The organism is Flavobacterium sp. (assembly GCF_043756175.1).
In the GTDB taxonomy this organism is placed as follows: Bacteria; Bacteroidota; Bacteroidia; order Flavobacteriales; family Flavobacteriaceae; genus Flavobacterium.
The window spans coordinates 1-16,001 of record NZ_JAYURN010000057.1 but is presented as its reverse complement, the minus strand read 5'-3'; the positions used below and the strand labels follow the sequence as shown (position 1 = coordinate 16,001).

Here is a 16,001-nt window from a genome sequence, read left to right as displayed (position 1 = left end):
TATATTTCTAAATTAAAATTGTGAAAAATTTATTAGTACTATTTATAACTACATTCTCATTTGCGCAAAGCATTACAGATAATTTGACCTAATTAATTTGACAAAAAGCACCAAATGTAACGTCAAGTATTATTGGCTGAATCGCTTTGTATTGTACAATTGAGAGAATATTATTTGCATAAAAAAACCCGATTAATCGGGTTTTAATTTTTAATGTTTTTATGAATCTAATTATTATGATTCAGCTTACTGTTTTTATATCCATAAATAAAGTAGAAGACCAATCCAATAACCAACCAAACACCAAACCACATCCAGTTAGAAACTGCCATTCCTGTTAGTAAATAGCAACAAGAAACCAATCCTAGAAGCGGAATAAGTGATAAGTTTTTGATAAAAGATAAAACCATCATAACGATACAAACTATAAGGAAAACTAACATTGGTAAGTTAGTTGCCATTTTTCCATCAGAAAAATCGATAATATTTGTAAAGAAATCTGGGACATATTTTATTGTTAATGCAGTTCCGATAATCACAATTGCCGGAAAAATAAATTTAGAATTTACATAAGGAATTCTGAATTTCCCTTTGGTTTCACGTTCGGCTAATTCAGCTTCACTTTGCGGAGAAAGCATCAAAACACCACCACAAACTAGTACAAAAGCAAATAATGTTCCGATTGATGTAAAGTCTAACACAAAATTTTCATCAGTAAAAAAGATAGGAATCCCAACAACCAAACCTGTAACAATGGTAGCAAAACTTGGCGTTTTGTATTTTGGGTGAATTTCAGAAAATTTCTTTGGCATCAATCCATCACGACTCATAGTCATCCAAATTCTTGGTTGTCCCATCTGGAAAACTAACAATACACTTGTCATAGCAACAACCGCAGCAATAGACACGATAAATAGCATCCATTTTACACCTTTTAATGCGAAAATTTCAGCTAATGGATCGCTTACTCCAAGTAATTCGTAGGAAACCATTCCTGTAATAACTAATGCTAAAACGATAAAAACAACGGTACAAATTACCAACGAATAAATCATTCCTTTAGGTAAATCACGTTGCGGATTTTTACTTTCTTCAGCCAATGTCGAAACAGCATCGAAACCAATATATGCAAAGAAAACTGCCGAAACACCGCCCATAACTCCGCTAAAACCGTTCGGCATAAATGGTGTCCAATTATCAATATCAATATAAAAAGCACCTACAATAATTACTAATATAATAATAGCTAACTTAATGTAAACCATTATGTTACTGAAATTTTTAGATTCTTTTGTACCACGATAAACGAGATAAGTAATTAACAAATTGATTACTACTGCAGGCAAATCGAAAATGATTTTTAGTCCACCAATAACGGGTGCATTTTGCCAAGCTAATAAGCCTTCTCCAACTTTGTTTTCTGAAAAAGCTGCGTGTGCCGATTTGTAATTAATTGTTAACCATTCGGGCAAATGAATATGAAAAGTTTCTAATAAGTTTGTAAAATATCCACTCCACGAAAAAGCTATATATATATTACCGATAGAATATTCCATAATTAATGCCCAACCAATAATCCAAGCAAAAATTTCACCAAAAGAAACATAAGCATAAGTATAAGCACTTCCCGAAACAGGAACTCGTGATGCAAATTCGGCATAACACATGGCTGTGAATCCGCAAGCAATGGCGCACATTATATATAATAAAACAACTGCTGGACCACCTGAAAAACAAGCGTTTCCAATAGCGCTAAAAGTTCCGCCGCCTATAATGGCTGCGATTCCAAAAAATGTTAAATCTTTAACAGTCAGTACTTTGTTAAGTCCGGAATGTTCACCATCACCACCTTGTTGTAATATTGTTGAAAGAGATTTTCTTCTAAAAAGTTTTAAAAAACTCATAAATTTTGGTTTAAATTATTTGGTTAACTACGCCGCAATAGCAATCAAACATAAATATTTGTCACTAAAAATTACAGGAAACAAATATATAAAACTTAGTGAATAAAAATATTAATAATTTATTCATCGATTTTTAACCAATAAAAAAGGTAATCCATGACAGATTACCTTTTAGTTTTGTATAATTTTGAGATGAAATTTAAATCAAATCGAAACGGTCTAAATTCATTACTTTAGTCCATGCTGCGACAAAATCTTCTACAAATTGTTCTTTTGAATCTTCACAGGCATAAACTTCGGCAATTGCTCTTAATTCTGTATTGGAGCCAAAAATTAAATCTACACGCGTTCCAATCCACTTAATATCTCCAGATTTACGATCGCTTCCAATGAAAGTTTCACTTGATTCTGTCACAGATTTCCAAGTTGTACTTAAATCTAATAAATTCACGAAGAAATCATTAGTCAAAGCTTCTGGTGTATTAGTGAAAACTCCAGTTTTAGATTGATCAAAATTGGTATTTAAAACTCTCATTCCAGCAACAAGCAAAGCCATTTCTGGAGCAGTAAGTGTCAGTAATTGTGCTTTATCGATTAATAATTCTTCAGCAGAAACTGTGAATTCTGACTTGGAATAATTACGAAAACCATCAGTTTGAGGTTCCAAAACATTAAATGATTCAACATCAGTTTGCTCTTGTGAAGCATCGGTTCTTCCTGGAGTAAAAGGAACATTCACATTATAACCACCATTTTTAGCAGCTTTTTCAATTCCAACAGAACCTCCCAAAACAATTAAATCTGCAATAGAAACTTGTCTGTTTTCAGATTGTGATTGATTAAAATCTTTCTGAATTTTTTCTAAAACCGACAAAAATTTAGATAATTGAGACGCATTATTTACTTTCCAATCTTTTTGTGGCGATAAACGAATTCTTCCGCCATTTGCTCCACCACGTTTATCCGAACCACGAAAAGTTGAAGCTGATGCCCAAGCTGTAGATACTAATTCTGAAACTGTCAATCCTGAAGAAATAATTGAAGATTTCAAATTATTTATATCATCTTGATTAATTATCGGATAATTTATTTGCGGAATTGGATCTTGCCATAATAAATCTTCCGATGGAACTTCTGCACCTAAATATAGTGATTTTGGACCCAAATCTCGATGTGTTAATTTGAACCAAGCTCTGGCAAATGCATCATTAAATTCTTCTGGATTTTCGAGAAAACGTCTAGAAATTTTTTCGTAAACTGGATCAACACGTAAAGCTAAATCGGTTGTTAGCATAAACGGCTGATGACTTTTTGAGGAATCGTGCGCATCTGGAACTGTTCCAAAACCGCCATTATTTTTTGGCTTCCATTGGTGTGCTCCAGCCGGACTTTTCGTCAATTCCCATTCAAATCCGAATAAATTTTCAAAATAATTATGACTCCATTTATTTGGCGTAGTTGTCCAAGCGCCTTCAAGTCCGCTGGTAATTGTATCTCCGCCATGACCTGTCCCAAAATTATTTTTCCAACCCAGACTTTGAAGTTCGATTCCTGCTGCTGCGGGTTCTAATTCGACATATTTTCCTGGATCGGCAGCTCCGTGGGTTTTTCCTAGAGTATGTCCGCCTGCAATAAGCGCAACAGTTTCTTCATCATTCATCGCCATTCTGGCAAAAGTTTCTCTGATATCATGTGCAGATTGAACCGGATCTGGAGTTCCGTTTGGACCTTCTGGATTTACATAAATTAATCCCATTTGTACGGCTGCCAATGGATATTCTAAATCTCTTTCGCCAGAATATCTATTGTCTGCAAGCCATTCTCTTTCTGAACCCCAATAAACATCTTCTTCTGGTTCCCAAATATCAACTCTTCCACCAGCAAAACCAAAAGTTTTAAATCCAGCTACTTCCAAAGCACAATTTCCGGCAAGAATCATTAAATCTGCCCATGATATTTTCTTACCATATTTTTGTTTTATTGGCCATAATAATAATCGTGCTTTATCTAAATTGGCATTATCAGGCCAACTATTTAATGGAGCAAAACGCTGACTTCCAGCTCCAGAACCACCACGTCCATCTGCGGTTCTATAAGTTCCTGCGCTGTGCCAAGCCATACGAATAAAAAACCCCGAATAAGTTCCATAATCTGCTGGCCACCAATCTTGTGATGTTGTTATAACGTCATTAATATCTTTTTTTAATGCTGCTAAATCTAAAGTTTTAAATTCGTTAGCATAATTAAAATTTTTATTCATTGGATTGGACAACGAAGAATGCTGGCGAAGAATATTCAACCTTAATTGATTTGGCCACCAATCACGATTAATCCGTCCGTTACTATTCATCTGTTTTATTTTTGCCTTTTCTATATGATTGTTACCAGTACTTTCTGCGCCAGAAAATGGGCATTTACCTTCGTTTGAGTTATTTTCCATATTTTTTTGATATTTTGATTTTAGACTTATAACAAATTTACAATAAGTAATCATAATTTTGATTAAATTCATATAGACAAATACTATTTACAAATAAGAAAATATAATTACAAACTATCGTAAATAATGTTCTTTGTGCACTACTTTTGCATCAAATTAAAATAATATTTAAACCAAATAATTATGTCATTAGTAGGTAAAAAATTTCCAAGTATTGCAGTAGATGCTATTTCTGAAATGGGAGACAATTTAAAAATCAACATTTTTGAAGAAGCTACAAAAAACAACAAAAAAGTATTATTGTTTTGGTATCCAAAAGATTTCACTTTCGTTTGTCCAACAGAGTTACACGCTTTTCAAGCTGCTTTGCCAGAATTTAATAAAAGAAATACAATTGTAATAGGTGCTTCTTGCGATACAAACGAAGTACATTTCGCATGGTTAAACACACCGAAAAATAATGGTGGAATAGAAGGTGTAACTTATCCAATTCTTGCTGATACAAACCGTAATTTATCTAATATTTTAGGGATTTTAGATATCGATTCTACAAGCTATAGTGAAGAAACTGATTCAATTATTGTTGAAGGGTCTAATGTAACTTTTAGAGCAACTTACTTAATTGACGAAACTGGAAAAATATTCCACGAAAGTGTAAACGATATGCCACTTGGTAGAAACGTAAACGAATATTTGCGTATGGTTGATGCTTATACACACATTCAAGAAAAAGGAGAAGTTTGTCCTGCAAACTGGGAAGCTGGTAAAGAAGCGATGACTGCGGACAGAAATAGTACAGCTTCATACTTATCACTGAACTAAATAAATAATTTCAAAGCAATGTCAATATTCAATTGTAATAATTTTGAATATTGACATTGTTATTGTTATCGAAATTTAAAAAATATGTTACTAGAATTAGAAAAAGATAATTTAGCCGAAATTGTTGGGTCAAACAATATTGTAGTTGTACAATATTCAGCATCATGGTGTGGAAATTGCAGAATAATGAAACCAAAGTTTAAAAAATTGGCTTCAGAAAACGAAAATGTAATTTTTGTAATTGCCGATGCCGAAAATTTTCCTGAATCAAGAAAATTAGCTAATGTAGATAATTTACCAACTTTTGCTACTTTTAAAAACGGAGCATTTGTAAACCAAACGCAAACCAATAAAGCAGAAGTTTTAATTGATTTTGTGAATGAAGTAGTATAATTTGATTATTAGATTATTAGATTTATCGATAGTTCGAATAATCTAATAATCTAAAAATCTATTAATCCAAAACAAATGAAATTACCAGTTATAAAACACTTAACTCAATTTATTGAGGAAAACGACCAAGATTATCTTGTAGAAGCTATCGAAGTATTAGAAGCCTTAACAGAAGTTTCATCACTTAAAGACGAGGAACTAGATGTTATTGGCGAATTAATTTCTAATATGTATGGCGCACTCGAAGTGAATAAAATGACAAACGGCGGAATGGATAAAAAAGAAGCTCTGAATACTTTTATGAAAAGAGTTTTAGGTTCGATAGATAAATAAAAAAAATGCTTCTATAAGAAGCATTTTTTATTTTTTTTAGGCAGTAAACAGGCTTTTATAATTATCCCAATATCTATAAATTAAAAACATATTTGCAAAAAATATAAAAAATGCAATAGGCAATCCTTCTGGAGTCATATACAAGTTTATAAGCAAAATATTTAATGTAACAGGTAGAATAATAATATTAGCAAGTGTAACATATTTTCCAAACAGATAGGACAATCCGCAAAGTAATTCAAGTCCTTTTGCTAATGGCATCAAATAAGATGACGCAATTATTCCTACTTGAAAAGCTTTAAAATCACCAGTTACTTCAGGTTCAGGGGCAAGTTTTAAAAAGAAACTTGCAGAGGCAAAAATTAATAATGCACCCATTAATACTCGTACAATAATTGTAGCTATTTTCATAAATTTAGGTTTTAGGTTGTTTACCAAAGTTACTAAATAAAATCTTACAAATGAATTAAAATACTGAAAACTAATAGATTAATTTAGATTATTGTCTTCAACGAAATTCTTACAATAGTGTTTAATCATTTCTCTAACCAACCGAAACTCATTTGTAATTTCAGCTTCTGTTCCAGTGGCTTTTGCGGGATCAGGAAAATTATAATGTAACTTTATCGCTTTTGACGGGAAAAATGGGCAGCGTTCTTTGGCGTTATCACAAACGGTAATTACATAATCGAATGGAATGTCGAAATACTCATCGATATTATTAGAAGTGTGATTAGAAATATCAATTCCGTCCTCTAGCATGATAGCAATTGCCTTTGGGTTAACGCCATGGGTTTCTACACCAGCAGAATATGTTTTTACTTTTTTATCGTCAGTAAAATGGTCTAAATAGCCATGTGCAATTTGGCTTCGGCAACTATTTCCTGTACAAAGGACTAAAATGTTTATCATCTTATTTTTTATTAAAACTGCAAAAAATGAAATTTTGTATTGTGTCAAACGGTGTTTTGTGGTCTTCTGTAAAACAATTTATTTTATCGAAATTATCTTTGAAAATCGCATTCATTTTAGTTTCAGAATATTGTGTAATATCTAAACCACTACATTTTTTTGGTCCATTTTCCGAAAAAGTACCAATAATCATTTTTCCATCTTTTACAACCGATTTTGATACAATTTCGGAATATTTTTCAATCTGATTTTCTGTTGTCAAAAAATGAAAAGAAGCCCTGTCGTGCCATAAATTGAAGGTAATTTCTGATTCGAAATCTAGAATATCCGAAATTATAAAAGTTACATTTTTCGATTTTTCTCCCAACCGTTCTTTAATACGCTCGATAGCTTTTGCTGAAATATCTAGCAAATACAAATTTGTAAAACCTAAATCTAGCAAAGCATCAATAAAATAGCTATCCCCACCACCAATATCGATAATTTTTGCATTTTTTGGCAAATCAAATTCCTTGACAAAATTTACTGAAGTTTCTGGATTTTCCTGAAACCAACTTACTTCTGTTTCTGTTTTTGTAGTAAAAACATTTTCCCAGTGTGCTTTTTTATTTTCCATTTATAGAAATAACCAAATTAAATTTATAAAGGTAAATTTTGGGTCAAACCCCCAAATTAATTGCAAAACTGTAATCGAAATTGTAATTATAATGGGCTTTTTATATTTGATAATAAATGATTTCATATTTAACAACAATTTGAGTTTGGTGCGCAACAAGAAACTATGTTTTCTTGTAGTTCGTTTATTTTTACTTTTATTTTTTCGACAGGAATTCCGCAATTTGTTTTTGCTAAACAATCGGTTTTAGTGTTGGTTAAAACAAATTGATTGTCAATAGATTCTAAACCAAACTTGCCAACTGTTTCTTGTTGAAATTCGATTTCAATTTCTAAGTCTTCACCATCAAACATTCCTGAAGTTGCATCTATTATCGAAATTACTTTTTTTGGTTCTAATCGATGGTAAAAATCGACTGATGTCCATAATTGTAACGTCGCTTTTTTAGAAATTCTAAAGGTATTGCCACAATCGGTAAATTCCTTTGTGGTCATTCCAATTTCGGTAACATGAAAATGGGAAGGGACTTTTTGTCCATTTTGTAATACAAATTCTAACTGAGTTACATTTTCTAGCTGATTTTTAAATTCTGATAGTTTCATTTTTTGATTATTAGATTGTTAGACTTCTTAGATTTTTAGACTAAGTAATGAGAAGTTATTTTAAGTTGTAAACACTTGATTTTTATCGTAATTCGTAATTTTTAATTCATAATTGATACTTAACAACATTTCTCTTTTAATTTCTTAGTAATATTGAAAAAATAATTTTCAAATTTTTTCAGTGTTTCAATATTAATACAATAACAAATTGAAGTTCCTTCGATGCTTCCCTGTATAATTTTTGCGTTTTTAAGTTCTTTTAAGTGCTGAGAAACAGTGGGTTGGGCGAGAGGTAATTCGTTTACAATATCACCACAAATACAAGTATCTACTGTTAGTAAATATTCGATTATAGCAACTCTTGCTGGGTGCGAGAGTGCTTTGAAAAGTGTTGCCAATTCATTTTGCTCTTCCGAAAAGGATTCTGATTTAGATGCTCCCATGATTTTATTGTATTTATATATTGCAATATTACGATATATAAATATCGTAATTTTAATTTTTAATGTTAAATTTTTTGCAAGAATCTATTTCGAAAATCATAATTTCTAAATTCTGTAATCCTAATTATTTTTACTACTTTTGAAACTCATTAAAATTATTCAAAAATGGCATCAATAACATTAGGCGGAAACGCTGTAAATACATCAGGAAGTTTACCACAAGTAGGTACAAATCCTCCAGATTTTCAATTAGTAAAAAGCGATTTATCAGTAGTTTCATTAGCTGATTATAAAGGAAGTAGAGTAGTGCTAAACATTTTTCCAAGTATTGATACCGGAACTTGTGCTACATCAGTAAGAACTTTTAATGCTAAAGCTAGCGAGTTAGACAACACAAAGGTATTGTGCATTTCTCGTGATTTACCTTTTGCTCAAAAGCGTTTTTGTGGTGCCGAAGGGTTGGAAAATGTCGAAAATCTATCAGATTTTAAAGACGGAAGCTTCGGAAAAAATTACGGTCTAGAAATCACAGATTCTGTTCTTGCAGGTTTACACTCAAGAGTTGTAATCGTTCTTGACGAAAATGGTGTCATCAAATATAGCGAACAAGTTCCAGAAATTGCAGATGAACCTAATTATGAAAACGCTTTAGCGGTATTATAACATGAGTGTGAAATTTGAGAAAGATAATACTTTTGTTACAGGTCGTTTCAAAAGTATGGGATTTGCACTAAAAGGTGCAATCAAGTTAATTACCACAGAACATAGCGTTATGGTGCAATCATCTATCGCTGTACTAATGATTATTGCTGGTTTTTATTTCCAAATTTCTAGAACCGATTGGATGTTTCAAATACTAGCTTTCGGATTGGTTTTAGGTATTGAAGGACTAAATACTGCTGTCGAAAAAGTTGCCGATTTTATTCATCCAGATTATCACGAACGAATTGGTTTTATAAAAGATATTGCTGCAGGAGCAGTTTTCTTTGCGGCCATGACATCAATCGCAATAGGTTTAATGATTTATTTACCAATATTTTTATAAAAACTAAAATACTGCAAACCTACTAATGGCAAAAGCTAAAAAAGAAATAAATCCTGTAGAACCTGAAGAAACGAATTTGTTAAATCGTTTTAGCCCGTCTCGCCAACAAAAAATTACCATTGGTGTATTGTTGGTGTTGTTTGCAATTGCTCTTGGGTTATCATTTATATCCTATTTTGTGAATGGGAAATATGACCAAAGCGAATTAGATAGTTTTACCACTAGAAACCCAAATATTCAAAACTGGCTAGGAAAATTTGGGGTTTTTGTGTCAGATTTCTTTATATACAAAGGTTTTGGAGTAGCATCATTTTTATTTGTTAGACTATTATTCTTAACAGGAGCTTATTTAGTTTTAGATTTAGCGATCGGAAAATTAAAAAAAACTTGGTTTTGGGATATTTTTGTAATCATAATTTTATCTATTCTTTTTGGATTTTTTGGTAATTTATTGCCAGAATTAGGTGGTGTAATAGGTTATGAGATGAATTTGTTTTCGCAAGATTATATAGGAAAATCAGGAACTTTATTAGCTTTAATTTTCGGAATAGTTATTTATTTAATTTTTAAAATAAAAGTATCTCCAGACAAAATTAAAGGTTTCTTCGAAAAAACTAAGAACGATATAAAAGAAGAATTAAAACCAATAAATAATACTACCTCTACTTATAATTTAGAAGAATTTGCTACTGATGAAGAAGCTGAATTGCCTACAAAAAAGTTCGAGTTTCAATCTGATGAAGAAGATTTAGGTGAAATTACTTTGAAACCAGTTTCTCAATTCGAAATTAATAAAGAAAGTCTAAAGCCAACAATTTCTAATTCATCTGAATTAATTTTAGAAACAAGTATAAAAGAAGAAATTCTGATTGATAATAATTACAAGCAAAATGAAAATGAGTTTGTAATCGAAAAAGTGGAAGAAGAAGATATTGTAGAAGAAAATTTAGCTTCACGATTGGTAGCAGATTTTGGAGAATTTGATCCAACACTTGATTTATCAAATTTTAAATTCCCAGGAATCGATTTGCTAAAAGATTATTCTTCGGGCGGAATCACCATAAACCAAGAAGAATTAGAAGAAAATAAAAACAGAATTGTAGAAACTTTACGCAACTACAAAATTGAAATTGCGCAAATAAAAGCAACCGTTGGTCCATCGGTTACGTTATACGAAATTGTACCAGAAGCGGGAATTCGTATTTCTAAAATAAAAAGTTTAGAAGACGATATTGCTTTGTCACTTTCGGCATTAGGTATTCGTATTATAGCACCAATTCCAGGAAAAGGAACAATTGGTATCGAGGTTCCAAACAAGAATCCAAGTATGGTTTCTATGAAATCTGTTATTGGTTCAGCCAAGTTTCAAGAAGCCGAAATGGAATTGCCAATCGCTTTAGGAAAAACTATTTCTAACGAAACTTTTGTTGTCGATTTAGCAAAAATGCCCCATTTATTGATGGCAGGAGCAACAGGACAAGGAAAATCGGTAGGATTAAATGCAGTTTTAACCTCATTATTATACAAAAAACATCCAGCAGAAGTTAAGTTTGTATTGGTCGATCCAAAAAAAGTAGAGCTAACACTTTTTAATAAAATAGAACGTCATTATTTAGCAAAATTGCCAGATACTGACGAAGCCATTATTACCGATAATGCAAAAGTTGTAGCTACTCTGAATTCACTTTGCGTAGAAATGGACAACCGTTATTCTTTACTAAAAGATGCCATGGTGCGTAATATTAAAGAATATAACGAAAAATTCAAACAGCGAAAATTAAATCCAGAAGCTGGACATCGTTTTTTACCTTATATTGTTTTGGTTGTCGATGAGTTTGCCGATTTGATTATGACAGCAGGAAAAGAAGTAGAGTTACCAATAGCTCGTTTGGCACAATTGGCTCGTGCCATTGGAATTCACCTAATAATTGCGACACAAAGACCATCGGTAAACGTAATTACAGGTATGATTAAAGCCAATTTCCCTGCTAGAATTGCGTTTAGAGTTACCTCAAAAATAGATTCAAGAACTATTTTAGATTCTGGAGGAGCAGACCAGTTAATTGGACGTGGTGATATGTTATTTAGCAACGGAAACGATCTGGTTCGCGTGCAATGTGCGTTTGTAGATACACCAGAAGTTGAAAAAATCACAGAATTTATAGGTTCTCAGAAAGCGTATGCAACAGCTTATTTACTTCCAGAATTTGTGGGAGAAGATAGTGGTATACAACTTGATATGGATATCTCCGAAAGAGATTCTTTGTTTAGAGATGCTGCCGAAGTAATTGTAACAGCGCAACAAGGATCAGCTTCCTTAATTCAGCGAAAGCTAAAGTTAGGATACAACCGTGCAGGTAGATTAATAGATCAGTTGGAAGCAGCGGGAATCGTTGGTCCATTTGAAGGAAGTAAAGCACGTGGTGTAAATATTCCGGATTTAGTCGCTTTGGAACAATTCTTTAATAATGAAAAAAATAATAATTAATATGAAAAAGATAGTTGGTTTATTACTAATAGTTTTTAGTTTTTCTGCACAAGCTCAAGATGCAGTAAAAGCAAAAGCATTGCTTGATAAAGTTTCGGCAAAAGTAAAAAGTTATAAAAATATCCAAATAGATTTTAAATATTCTTTGCAAAATCTCAAGGAAAATGTAAATCAGGAAAGCAAAGGAAATTTAACCCTAAGTGGAAATCAATATGTATTGAATTTTATGGGTGTTACAAAGCTTAGCGACGGAAAAAAATTATATTCGATAGTTGCTGAAGACGAAGAAATATCTATTTCAAATATTGGAAGTGCAGATGATAATGATACACCAGCAAAAATGCTTACTTTTTTTAGCAAAGGTTTTAAATACGCTTGGGATATTACGCAAAACATAAAAGGCAAAAAGATTCAGTATATAAAATTAACGCCGATAAGTTCTAAAGATGAGCGCAAACAAATTTTGGTTGGAGTAGATGTGGCAACAAATCATATTTACAACACGATATCGGTTGCTAAAAACGGAACAAAAATCACTTTGACTGTTAATTCTTTCAAAACCAACCAGACATTACCAAAAAATCAGTTTACTTTTGTGCCAAGCAAATATCCTAAATATTACATTAATAAATTGGACTAAACTGAATGAAAATTCTTGATAAATATCTTCTAAAAACATACTTGACTTCATTCGTGTCGGTATTTGTGATTTTAATTTTCATATTTATACTTCAAACCGTTTGGTTATTTATATCTGAATTGGCTGGAAAAGATTTAGACATAATTTTAATTCTAAAGTTTTTACTTTTCAAAATGCCAAGTTTAGTTCCGTTGGTACTTCCATTATCAGTTTTACTTTCTGCAATAATGACTTTTGGAGATTTGGCTGAGAATTATGAATTTGCAGCTATGAAATCGGCTGGAATTTCTTTTCAAAGAGCGATAAAAGGGCTGGTTGTATTTATTTTTGGATTAGGTATTTCTGCATTTTTATTTGCAAATTTTGTGACTCCATATGCCGAATTTAAATTTACAAATTTCAGAAAAAATATAGCACAAGTAAAGCCAGCTATGGCAATTGTTGAAGGTCAGTTTAATACTATTGGAGATATCAATATAAAAGTTGATAAGAAAACGGGTGAAAATGGCGAATTCCTAGAAGGAGTAACCATGCATAAAAAATCTAATCTTGGTGAAGGTGCAAAAACGGTTATAAAATCCAAAAGAGGACAACTTATAAGTAGTGAGGAATCTAATTTACTACAATTAGTATTGTTAGATGGTTATTATTACGAAGATATTACACCCAATAATTTTCAAGAAAGACAAAAAATGCCTTTTGCAAAGGTTTATTTTAAGAAATATAATATCAATATCGATTTGTCTAAATTGAATAAAGTAGACGGAACTGAAGAAAATATTACAAATGCATGCTATATGCTAAATTTGTCAGAACTTAAATATACAGTCGATTCGTTAAGTACAAATTACAATAAAGAATTAGTATCCGTTGCAGATAATACATACCAACGCATAGGTTTAAATGCAAACCTTCAACCAGATTCATTAAGACCTAAAAAGCCTAAAGTAGTTCATTTAACAAGCTTTTTGTCTACTGCTGAAAAAGCTAAAATATTAGAAATAGCAACTAGTGATGCCATGAGTGCAAAGCAAAATTTTGATATAAACAACCTATCATTAGTCTACAAGAAAAAAGATATCAATAGCTTTTGGCTGTCTATTTATGATAAATTTGTCATAGCATTTGCTTGTATATTAATGTTTTTTATAGGCGCACCATTAGGATCTATTATTAGAAAAGGAGGGTTAGGATTGCCAATAGTTTTTGCCATGTTAATATTTATAACTTTTCACTTTCTAAATACATTTGGAAAAAAAGTAGCACAAGAATCAGGAATAACACCATTTTTTGGCGCTTGGATTTCATTTTTCTTGTTAGTTCCATTAGCCATATTTTTAACAAGAAAAGCAATAAATGATAACGGAGGAATAAGCTTTGATGGAATTACAGAGCCAATTAAAAAAATATTTATCAAACTCACACAACGCAACAAACTACAAGAATAATGACTACAAATAAGATTATACTAAATACGATTGAAGAGGCAATTGAAGACATTCGCCAAGGCAAGATTATTATAGTTGTCGATGACGAAGACCGAGAAAATGAAGGCGATTTTCTAGCTGCTGCCGAAAAAGTAACACCAGAAATGATCAATTTTATGGCTACCCATGGTCGCGGACTCATTTGCGCGCCACTTACAGAAAGCCGTTGCAAAGAATTAGAGTTAAGAGCCATGGTTTCTAACAATACCGATCACATGGAAACAGCATTTACCGTTTCGGTCGATTTGAAAGGAAATGGAGTAACCACAGGGATATCGGCATCAGACAGAGCAAAAACAATATTATCGTTAGTAGATTCGAGAACAAAACCTCATGAATTAGCACGTCCGGGACATATATTCCCTCTGGTAGCAAAACAAGGTGGTGTTTTGCGAAGAACAGGACATACTGAAGCCGCTATCGATTTTGCAAGATTAGCAGGTTTTAAATCGGCAGGCGTAATTGTCGAAATTATGAACGAAGATGGTAGCATGGCACGTTTGCCAGAACTGTACGAAGTAGCCAAAAAGTTTAATCTTAAACTTGTTTCAATCGAAGATTTAGTAGCTTACAGAATGCAACATGATAGTTTGATTGTTAAGAAAGAAGATTTTGACATAGTAACTCGCTTCGGATCATTCAGACTTCGTGCTTACGAGCAAACGACAAACAAACAAATACATATTGCCTTAACCAAAGGAACATGGAATTTAGGAGATTCAGTAATTACTAGAATTAATTCATCACAAGTAAATAATGATCTGTTGGGAACGTTAACAAACAACGCAGACAAACAACTGGATGATATGTTTAAAGTCATTAATGAAGCGGGTAGGGGTGCAGTTATTTTTATAAACCAAGACATGCAATCGGTAAGTTTGTTAAATAGGATTCATGAACTTAGGGATTTACAAGCCAAAGGGGAAATGAAAGCCCCAAAAATAGTGATTGACAGCAAAGATTTTGGAATAGGAGCACAAATTTTACATGATATAGATATTTCTAAAATCAGATTGGTTTCTAATACAGACCAAGGAAAACGTGTGGGTATGATAGGATATGGGCTTGAAATTGTAGAATTTGTAAATTATTAGAAACTATTTTCTAACGTTAATTTAAACGAAATGAATTAGTTAAAAAATAATTCTGTTTTTTATTCAAAAAAGGTTTGCATAAACAAAAAAGCTTACTATATTTGCACTCGAAATCAACAAATGGTTGCAGCCTTATTGGAGAAATGGCAGAGCGGTCGAATGCGGCAGTCTTGAAAACTGTTGACTTTAACAGGTCCGGGGGTTCGAATCCCTCTTTCTCCGCAAAAGAAACCCGAAACGAAAGTTTCGGGTTTTTTGTTTTTAAAGTGTGTCGAAATTTCAATTTCGTAAACACTTTAAAAACAAAAAAGCTAAGGCTTTGCAAAAGCCTTATGGTTTCTTTTGCAGGTTCCCCCCACCGGGATCAACGGAGTTAATCCTTACTCTAGAATAAAATTTCAATTTCGTAAACACTTTAAAAACAAAAAAGCCAAGGCTTTGCAAAAGCCTTAGGGTTTCTTTTGCAGGTTCCCCCCATCGGGATCAACAGAGTTAATCCTTTCTTCACAAAAGAAAACCCAAAACTTTCGTTTCGGGTTTCTTGTTTTAATAGGGTGATGTACTAATGCTTTTGTAAATTCCTTTTAAGGTTTACCTACAAAGTAGCTTTATGAGCAGTAATAGCCGCTATAAAAGCATCTACTTCAATTAGTTCTTTGTTAATACGCTCTAGATCAAGTTCCTTTTCTAAAAGTGCTACCGATCCATAACTGTCCTTTCTGTTTTCAAGCAAGAACTTCTTGTACTCTAGTCGTACTTTCTTTTTTATCTCAGCTTCTTTA

17 protein-coding genes and 1 tRNA gene are annotated in these 16,001 nt (G+C 32.2%); 10 read left to right on the top strand and 8 right to left on the bottom strand.

The window, feature by feature from the left end; genetic code table 11:
• Nucleotides 1-227: 227 nt before the first annotated feature.
• Nucleotides 228-1,904, bottom strand: coding sequence for an amino acid permease (locus ACH2BP_RS03635; protein WP_395057099.1), 1,677 nt, complete (start codon nucleotides 1,902-1,904; stop codon nucleotides 228-230).
• 199 nt (nucleotides 1,905-2,103) lie between these two features.
• A complete protein-coding gene (gene katG, locus ACH2BP_RS03630; protein ID WP_395057097.1) occupies nucleotides 2,104-4,344 on the bottom strand; it encodes a catalase/peroxidase HPI in 2,241 nt (746 codons plus the stop codon).
• Between the two features lie 183 nt (nucleotides 4,345-4,527).
• Here katG and ACH2BP_RS03625 point away from each other — a divergent pair, with 183 nt between their 5' ends.
• The 3 genes from ACH2BP_RS03625 to ACH2BP_RS03615 all read left to right on the top strand — a co-directional run bounded on the left by ACH2BP_RS03625 (nucleotide 4,528) and on the right by ACH2BP_RS03615 (nucleotide 5,892).
• On the top strand, nucleotides 4,528-5,166 hold the full coding sequence (locus tag ACH2BP_RS03625; RefSeq protein WP_395057095.1) for a peroxiredoxin: 639 nt from the start codon (nucleotides 4,528-4,530) through the stop codon (nucleotides 5,164-5,166).
• 84 nt (nucleotides 5,167-5,250) lie between these two features.
• Complete coding sequence (locus ACH2BP_RS03620) at nucleotides 5,251-5,559, top strand: thioredoxin family protein (RefSeq protein ID WP_395057093.1); 309 nt, start codon at nucleotides 5,251-5,253, stop codon at nucleotides 5,557-5,559.
• Nucleotides 5,560-5,634: 75 nt separating this feature from the next.
• Entirely contained in the window at nucleotides 5,635-5,892 is a 258-nt protein-coding gene (locus tag ACH2BP_RS03615) for a DUF6952 family protein (protein ID WP_395057091.1), read from the top strand.
• Nucleotides 5,893-5,928: 36 nt separating this feature from the next.
• Here ACH2BP_RS03615 and ACH2BP_RS03610 read toward each other — a convergent pair whose 3' ends face one another.
• The 5 genes from ACH2BP_RS03610 to ACH2BP_RS03590 all read right to left on the bottom strand — a co-directional run bounded on the left by ACH2BP_RS03610 (nucleotide 5,929) and on the right by ACH2BP_RS03590 (nucleotide 8,465).
• Nucleotides 5,929-6,303 (bottom strand): DoxX family protein, encoded by a 375-nt coding sequence (locus tag ACH2BP_RS03610; protein WP_395057089.1) that lies wholly within the window; start codon nucleotides 6,301-6,303, stop codon nucleotides 5,929-5,931.
• A 78-nt stretch (nucleotides 6,304-6,381) separates the two neighbouring features.
• On the bottom strand, nucleotides 6,382-6,804 hold the full coding sequence (locus ACH2BP_RS03605; RefSeq protein WP_395057087.1) for an arsenate reductase ArsC: 423 nt from the start codon (nucleotides 6,802-6,804) through the stop codon (nucleotides 6,382-6,384).
• A 1-nt stretch (nucleotide 6,805) separates the two neighbouring features.
• Nucleotides 6,806-7,420 carry a class I SAM-dependent methyltransferase gene (locus tag ACH2BP_RS03600; RefSeq protein WP_395057085.1) on the bottom strand — a complete coding sequence of 205 codons (615 nt, stop codon included), beginning with the start codon at nucleotides 7,418-7,420 and terminating at the stop codon, nucleotides 6,806-6,808.
• A 128-nt stretch (nucleotides 7,421-7,548) separates the two neighbouring features.
• The gene (locus ACH2BP_RS03595) at nucleotides 7,549-8,022 is read right to left on the bottom strand and encodes a DUF6428 family protein (RefSeq protein ID WP_395057083.1); all 474 of its coding nucleotides are present in this window, start codon (nucleotides 8,020-8,022) and stop codon (nucleotides 7,549-7,551) included.
• Nucleotides 8,023-8,141: 119 nt separating this feature from the next.
• Complete coding sequence (locus tag ACH2BP_RS03590; protein ID WP_395057081.1) at nucleotides 8,142-8,465, bottom strand: ArsR/SmtB family transcription factor; 324 nt, start codon at nucleotides 8,463-8,465, stop codon at nucleotides 8,142-8,144.
• A 165-nt stretch (nucleotides 8,466-8,630) separates the two neighbouring features.
• Between ACH2BP_RS03590 and tpx the strand changes: the two genes are divergently transcribed.
• The 7 genes from tpx (at nucleotide 8,631) to ACH2BP_RS03555 (ending at nucleotide 15,441) form a co-directional block, all read left to right on the top strand.
• Nucleotides 8,631-9,128 (top strand): thiol peroxidase, encoded by a 498-nt coding sequence (tpx, locus tag ACH2BP_RS03585; RefSeq protein WP_395057079.1) that lies wholly within the window; start codon nucleotides 8,631-8,633, stop codon nucleotides 9,126-9,128.
• Between the two features lie 7 nt (nucleotides 9,129-9,135).
• The gene (locus ACH2BP_RS03580) at nucleotides 9,136-9,510 is read left to right on the top strand and encodes a diacylglycerol kinase family protein (protein ID WP_395046890.1); all 375 of its coding nucleotides are present in this window, start codon (nucleotides 9,136-9,138) and stop codon (nucleotides 9,508-9,510) included.
• Between the two features lie 25 nt (nucleotides 9,511-9,535).
• Nucleotides 9,536-11,998 carry a DNA translocase FtsK gene (locus ACH2BP_RS03575; protein ID WP_395057077.1) on the top strand — a complete coding sequence of 821 codons (2,463 nt, stop codon included), beginning with the start codon at nucleotides 9,536-9,538 and terminating at the stop codon, nucleotides 11,996-11,998.
• A 1-nt stretch (nucleotide 11,999) separates the two neighbouring features.
• On the top strand, nucleotides 12,000-12,638 hold the full coding sequence (locus ACH2BP_RS03570) for an outer membrane lipoprotein carrier protein LolA (protein ID WP_395057075.1): 639 nt from the start codon (nucleotides 12,000-12,002) through the stop codon (nucleotides 12,636-12,638).
• Between the two features lie 5 nt (nucleotides 12,639-12,643).
• Complete coding sequence (locus tag ACH2BP_RS03565; RefSeq protein WP_395057073.1) at nucleotides 12,644-14,086, top strand: LptF/LptG family permease; 1,443 nt, start codon at nucleotides 12,644-12,646, stop codon at nucleotides 14,084-14,086.
• On the top strand, nucleotides 14,086-15,219 hold the full coding sequence (ribB, locus tag ACH2BP_RS03560; RefSeq protein WP_395057071.1) for a 3,4-dihydroxy-2-butanone-4-phosphate synthase: 1,134 nt from the start codon (nucleotides 14,086-14,088) through the stop codon (nucleotides 15,217-15,219). The genes ACH2BP_RS03565 and ribB overlap by 1 nt, the downstream gene beginning before the upstream one ends.
• 137 nt (nucleotides 15,220-15,356) lie before the next feature.
• Nucleotides 15,357-15,441: transfer RNA gene (locus tag ACH2BP_RS03555), tRNA-Ser, on the top strand.
• Between the two features lie 373 nt (nucleotides 15,442-15,814).
• Here ACH2BP_RS03555 and ACH2BP_RS03550 read toward each other — a convergent pair.
• Nucleotides 15,815-16,001: hypothetical protein (locus ACH2BP_RS03550; protein ID WP_395057069.1), on the bottom strand; the 187-nt coding region annotated here is incomplete at its 5' end.

Coding starts and splice junctions, on each gene's coding strand:
- ACH2BP_RS03635 (WP_395057099.1), bottom strand. CDS start 1,904: ATGAGTTTTTTAAAACTTTTTAGAAGAAAATCTCTTTCAACAATATTA.
- katG (WP_395057097.1), bottom strand. CDS start 4,344: ATGGAAAATAACTCAAACGAAGGTAAATGCCCATTTTCTGGCGCAGAA.
- ACH2BP_RS03625 (WP_395057095.1), top strand. CDS start 4,528: ATGTCATTAGTAGGTAAAAAATTTCCAAGTATTGCAGTAGATGCTATT.
- ACH2BP_RS03620 (WP_395057093.1), top strand. CDS start 5,251: ATGTTACTAGAATTAGAAAAAGATAATTTAGCCGAAATTGTTGGGTCA.
- ACH2BP_RS03615 (WP_395057091.1), top strand. CDS start 5,635: ATGAAATTACCAGTTATAAAACACTTAACTCAATTTATTGAGGAAAAC.
- ACH2BP_RS03610 (WP_395057089.1), bottom strand. CDS start 6,303: ATGAAAATAGCTACAATTATTGTACGAGTATTAATGGGTGCATTATTA.
- ACH2BP_RS03605 (WP_395057087.1), bottom strand. CDS start 6,804: ATGATAAACATTTTAGTCCTTTGTACAGGAAATAGTTGCCGAAGCCAA.
- ACH2BP_RS03600 (WP_395057085.1), bottom strand. CDS start 7,420: ATGGAAAATAAAAAAGCACACTGGGAAAATGTTTTTACTACAAAAACA.
- ACH2BP_RS03595 (WP_395057083.1), bottom strand. CDS start 8,022: ATGAAACTATCAGAATTTAAAAATCAGCTAGAAAATGTAACTCAGTTA.
- ACH2BP_RS03590 (WP_395057081.1), bottom strand. CDS start 8,465: ATGGGAGCATCTAAATCAGAATCCTTTTCGGAAGAGCAAAATGAATTG.
- tpx (WP_395057079.1), top strand. CDS start 8,631: ATGGCATCAATAACATTAGGCGGAAACGCTGTAAATACATCAGGAAGT.
- ACH2BP_RS03575 (WP_395057077.1), top strand. CDS start 9,536: ATGGCAAAAGCTAAAAAAGAAATAAATCCTGTAGAACCTGAAGAAACG.
- ACH2BP_RS03570 (WP_395057075.1), top strand. CDS start 12,000: ATGAAAAAGATAGTTGGTTTATTACTAATAGTTTTTAGTTTTTCTGCA.
- ACH2BP_RS03565 (WP_395057073.1), top strand. CDS start 12,644: ATGAAAATTCTTGATAAATATCTTCTAAAAACATACTTGACTTCATTC.
- ribB (WP_395057071.1), top strand. CDS start 14,086: ATGACTACAAATAAGATTATACTAAATACGATTGAAGAGGCAATTGAA.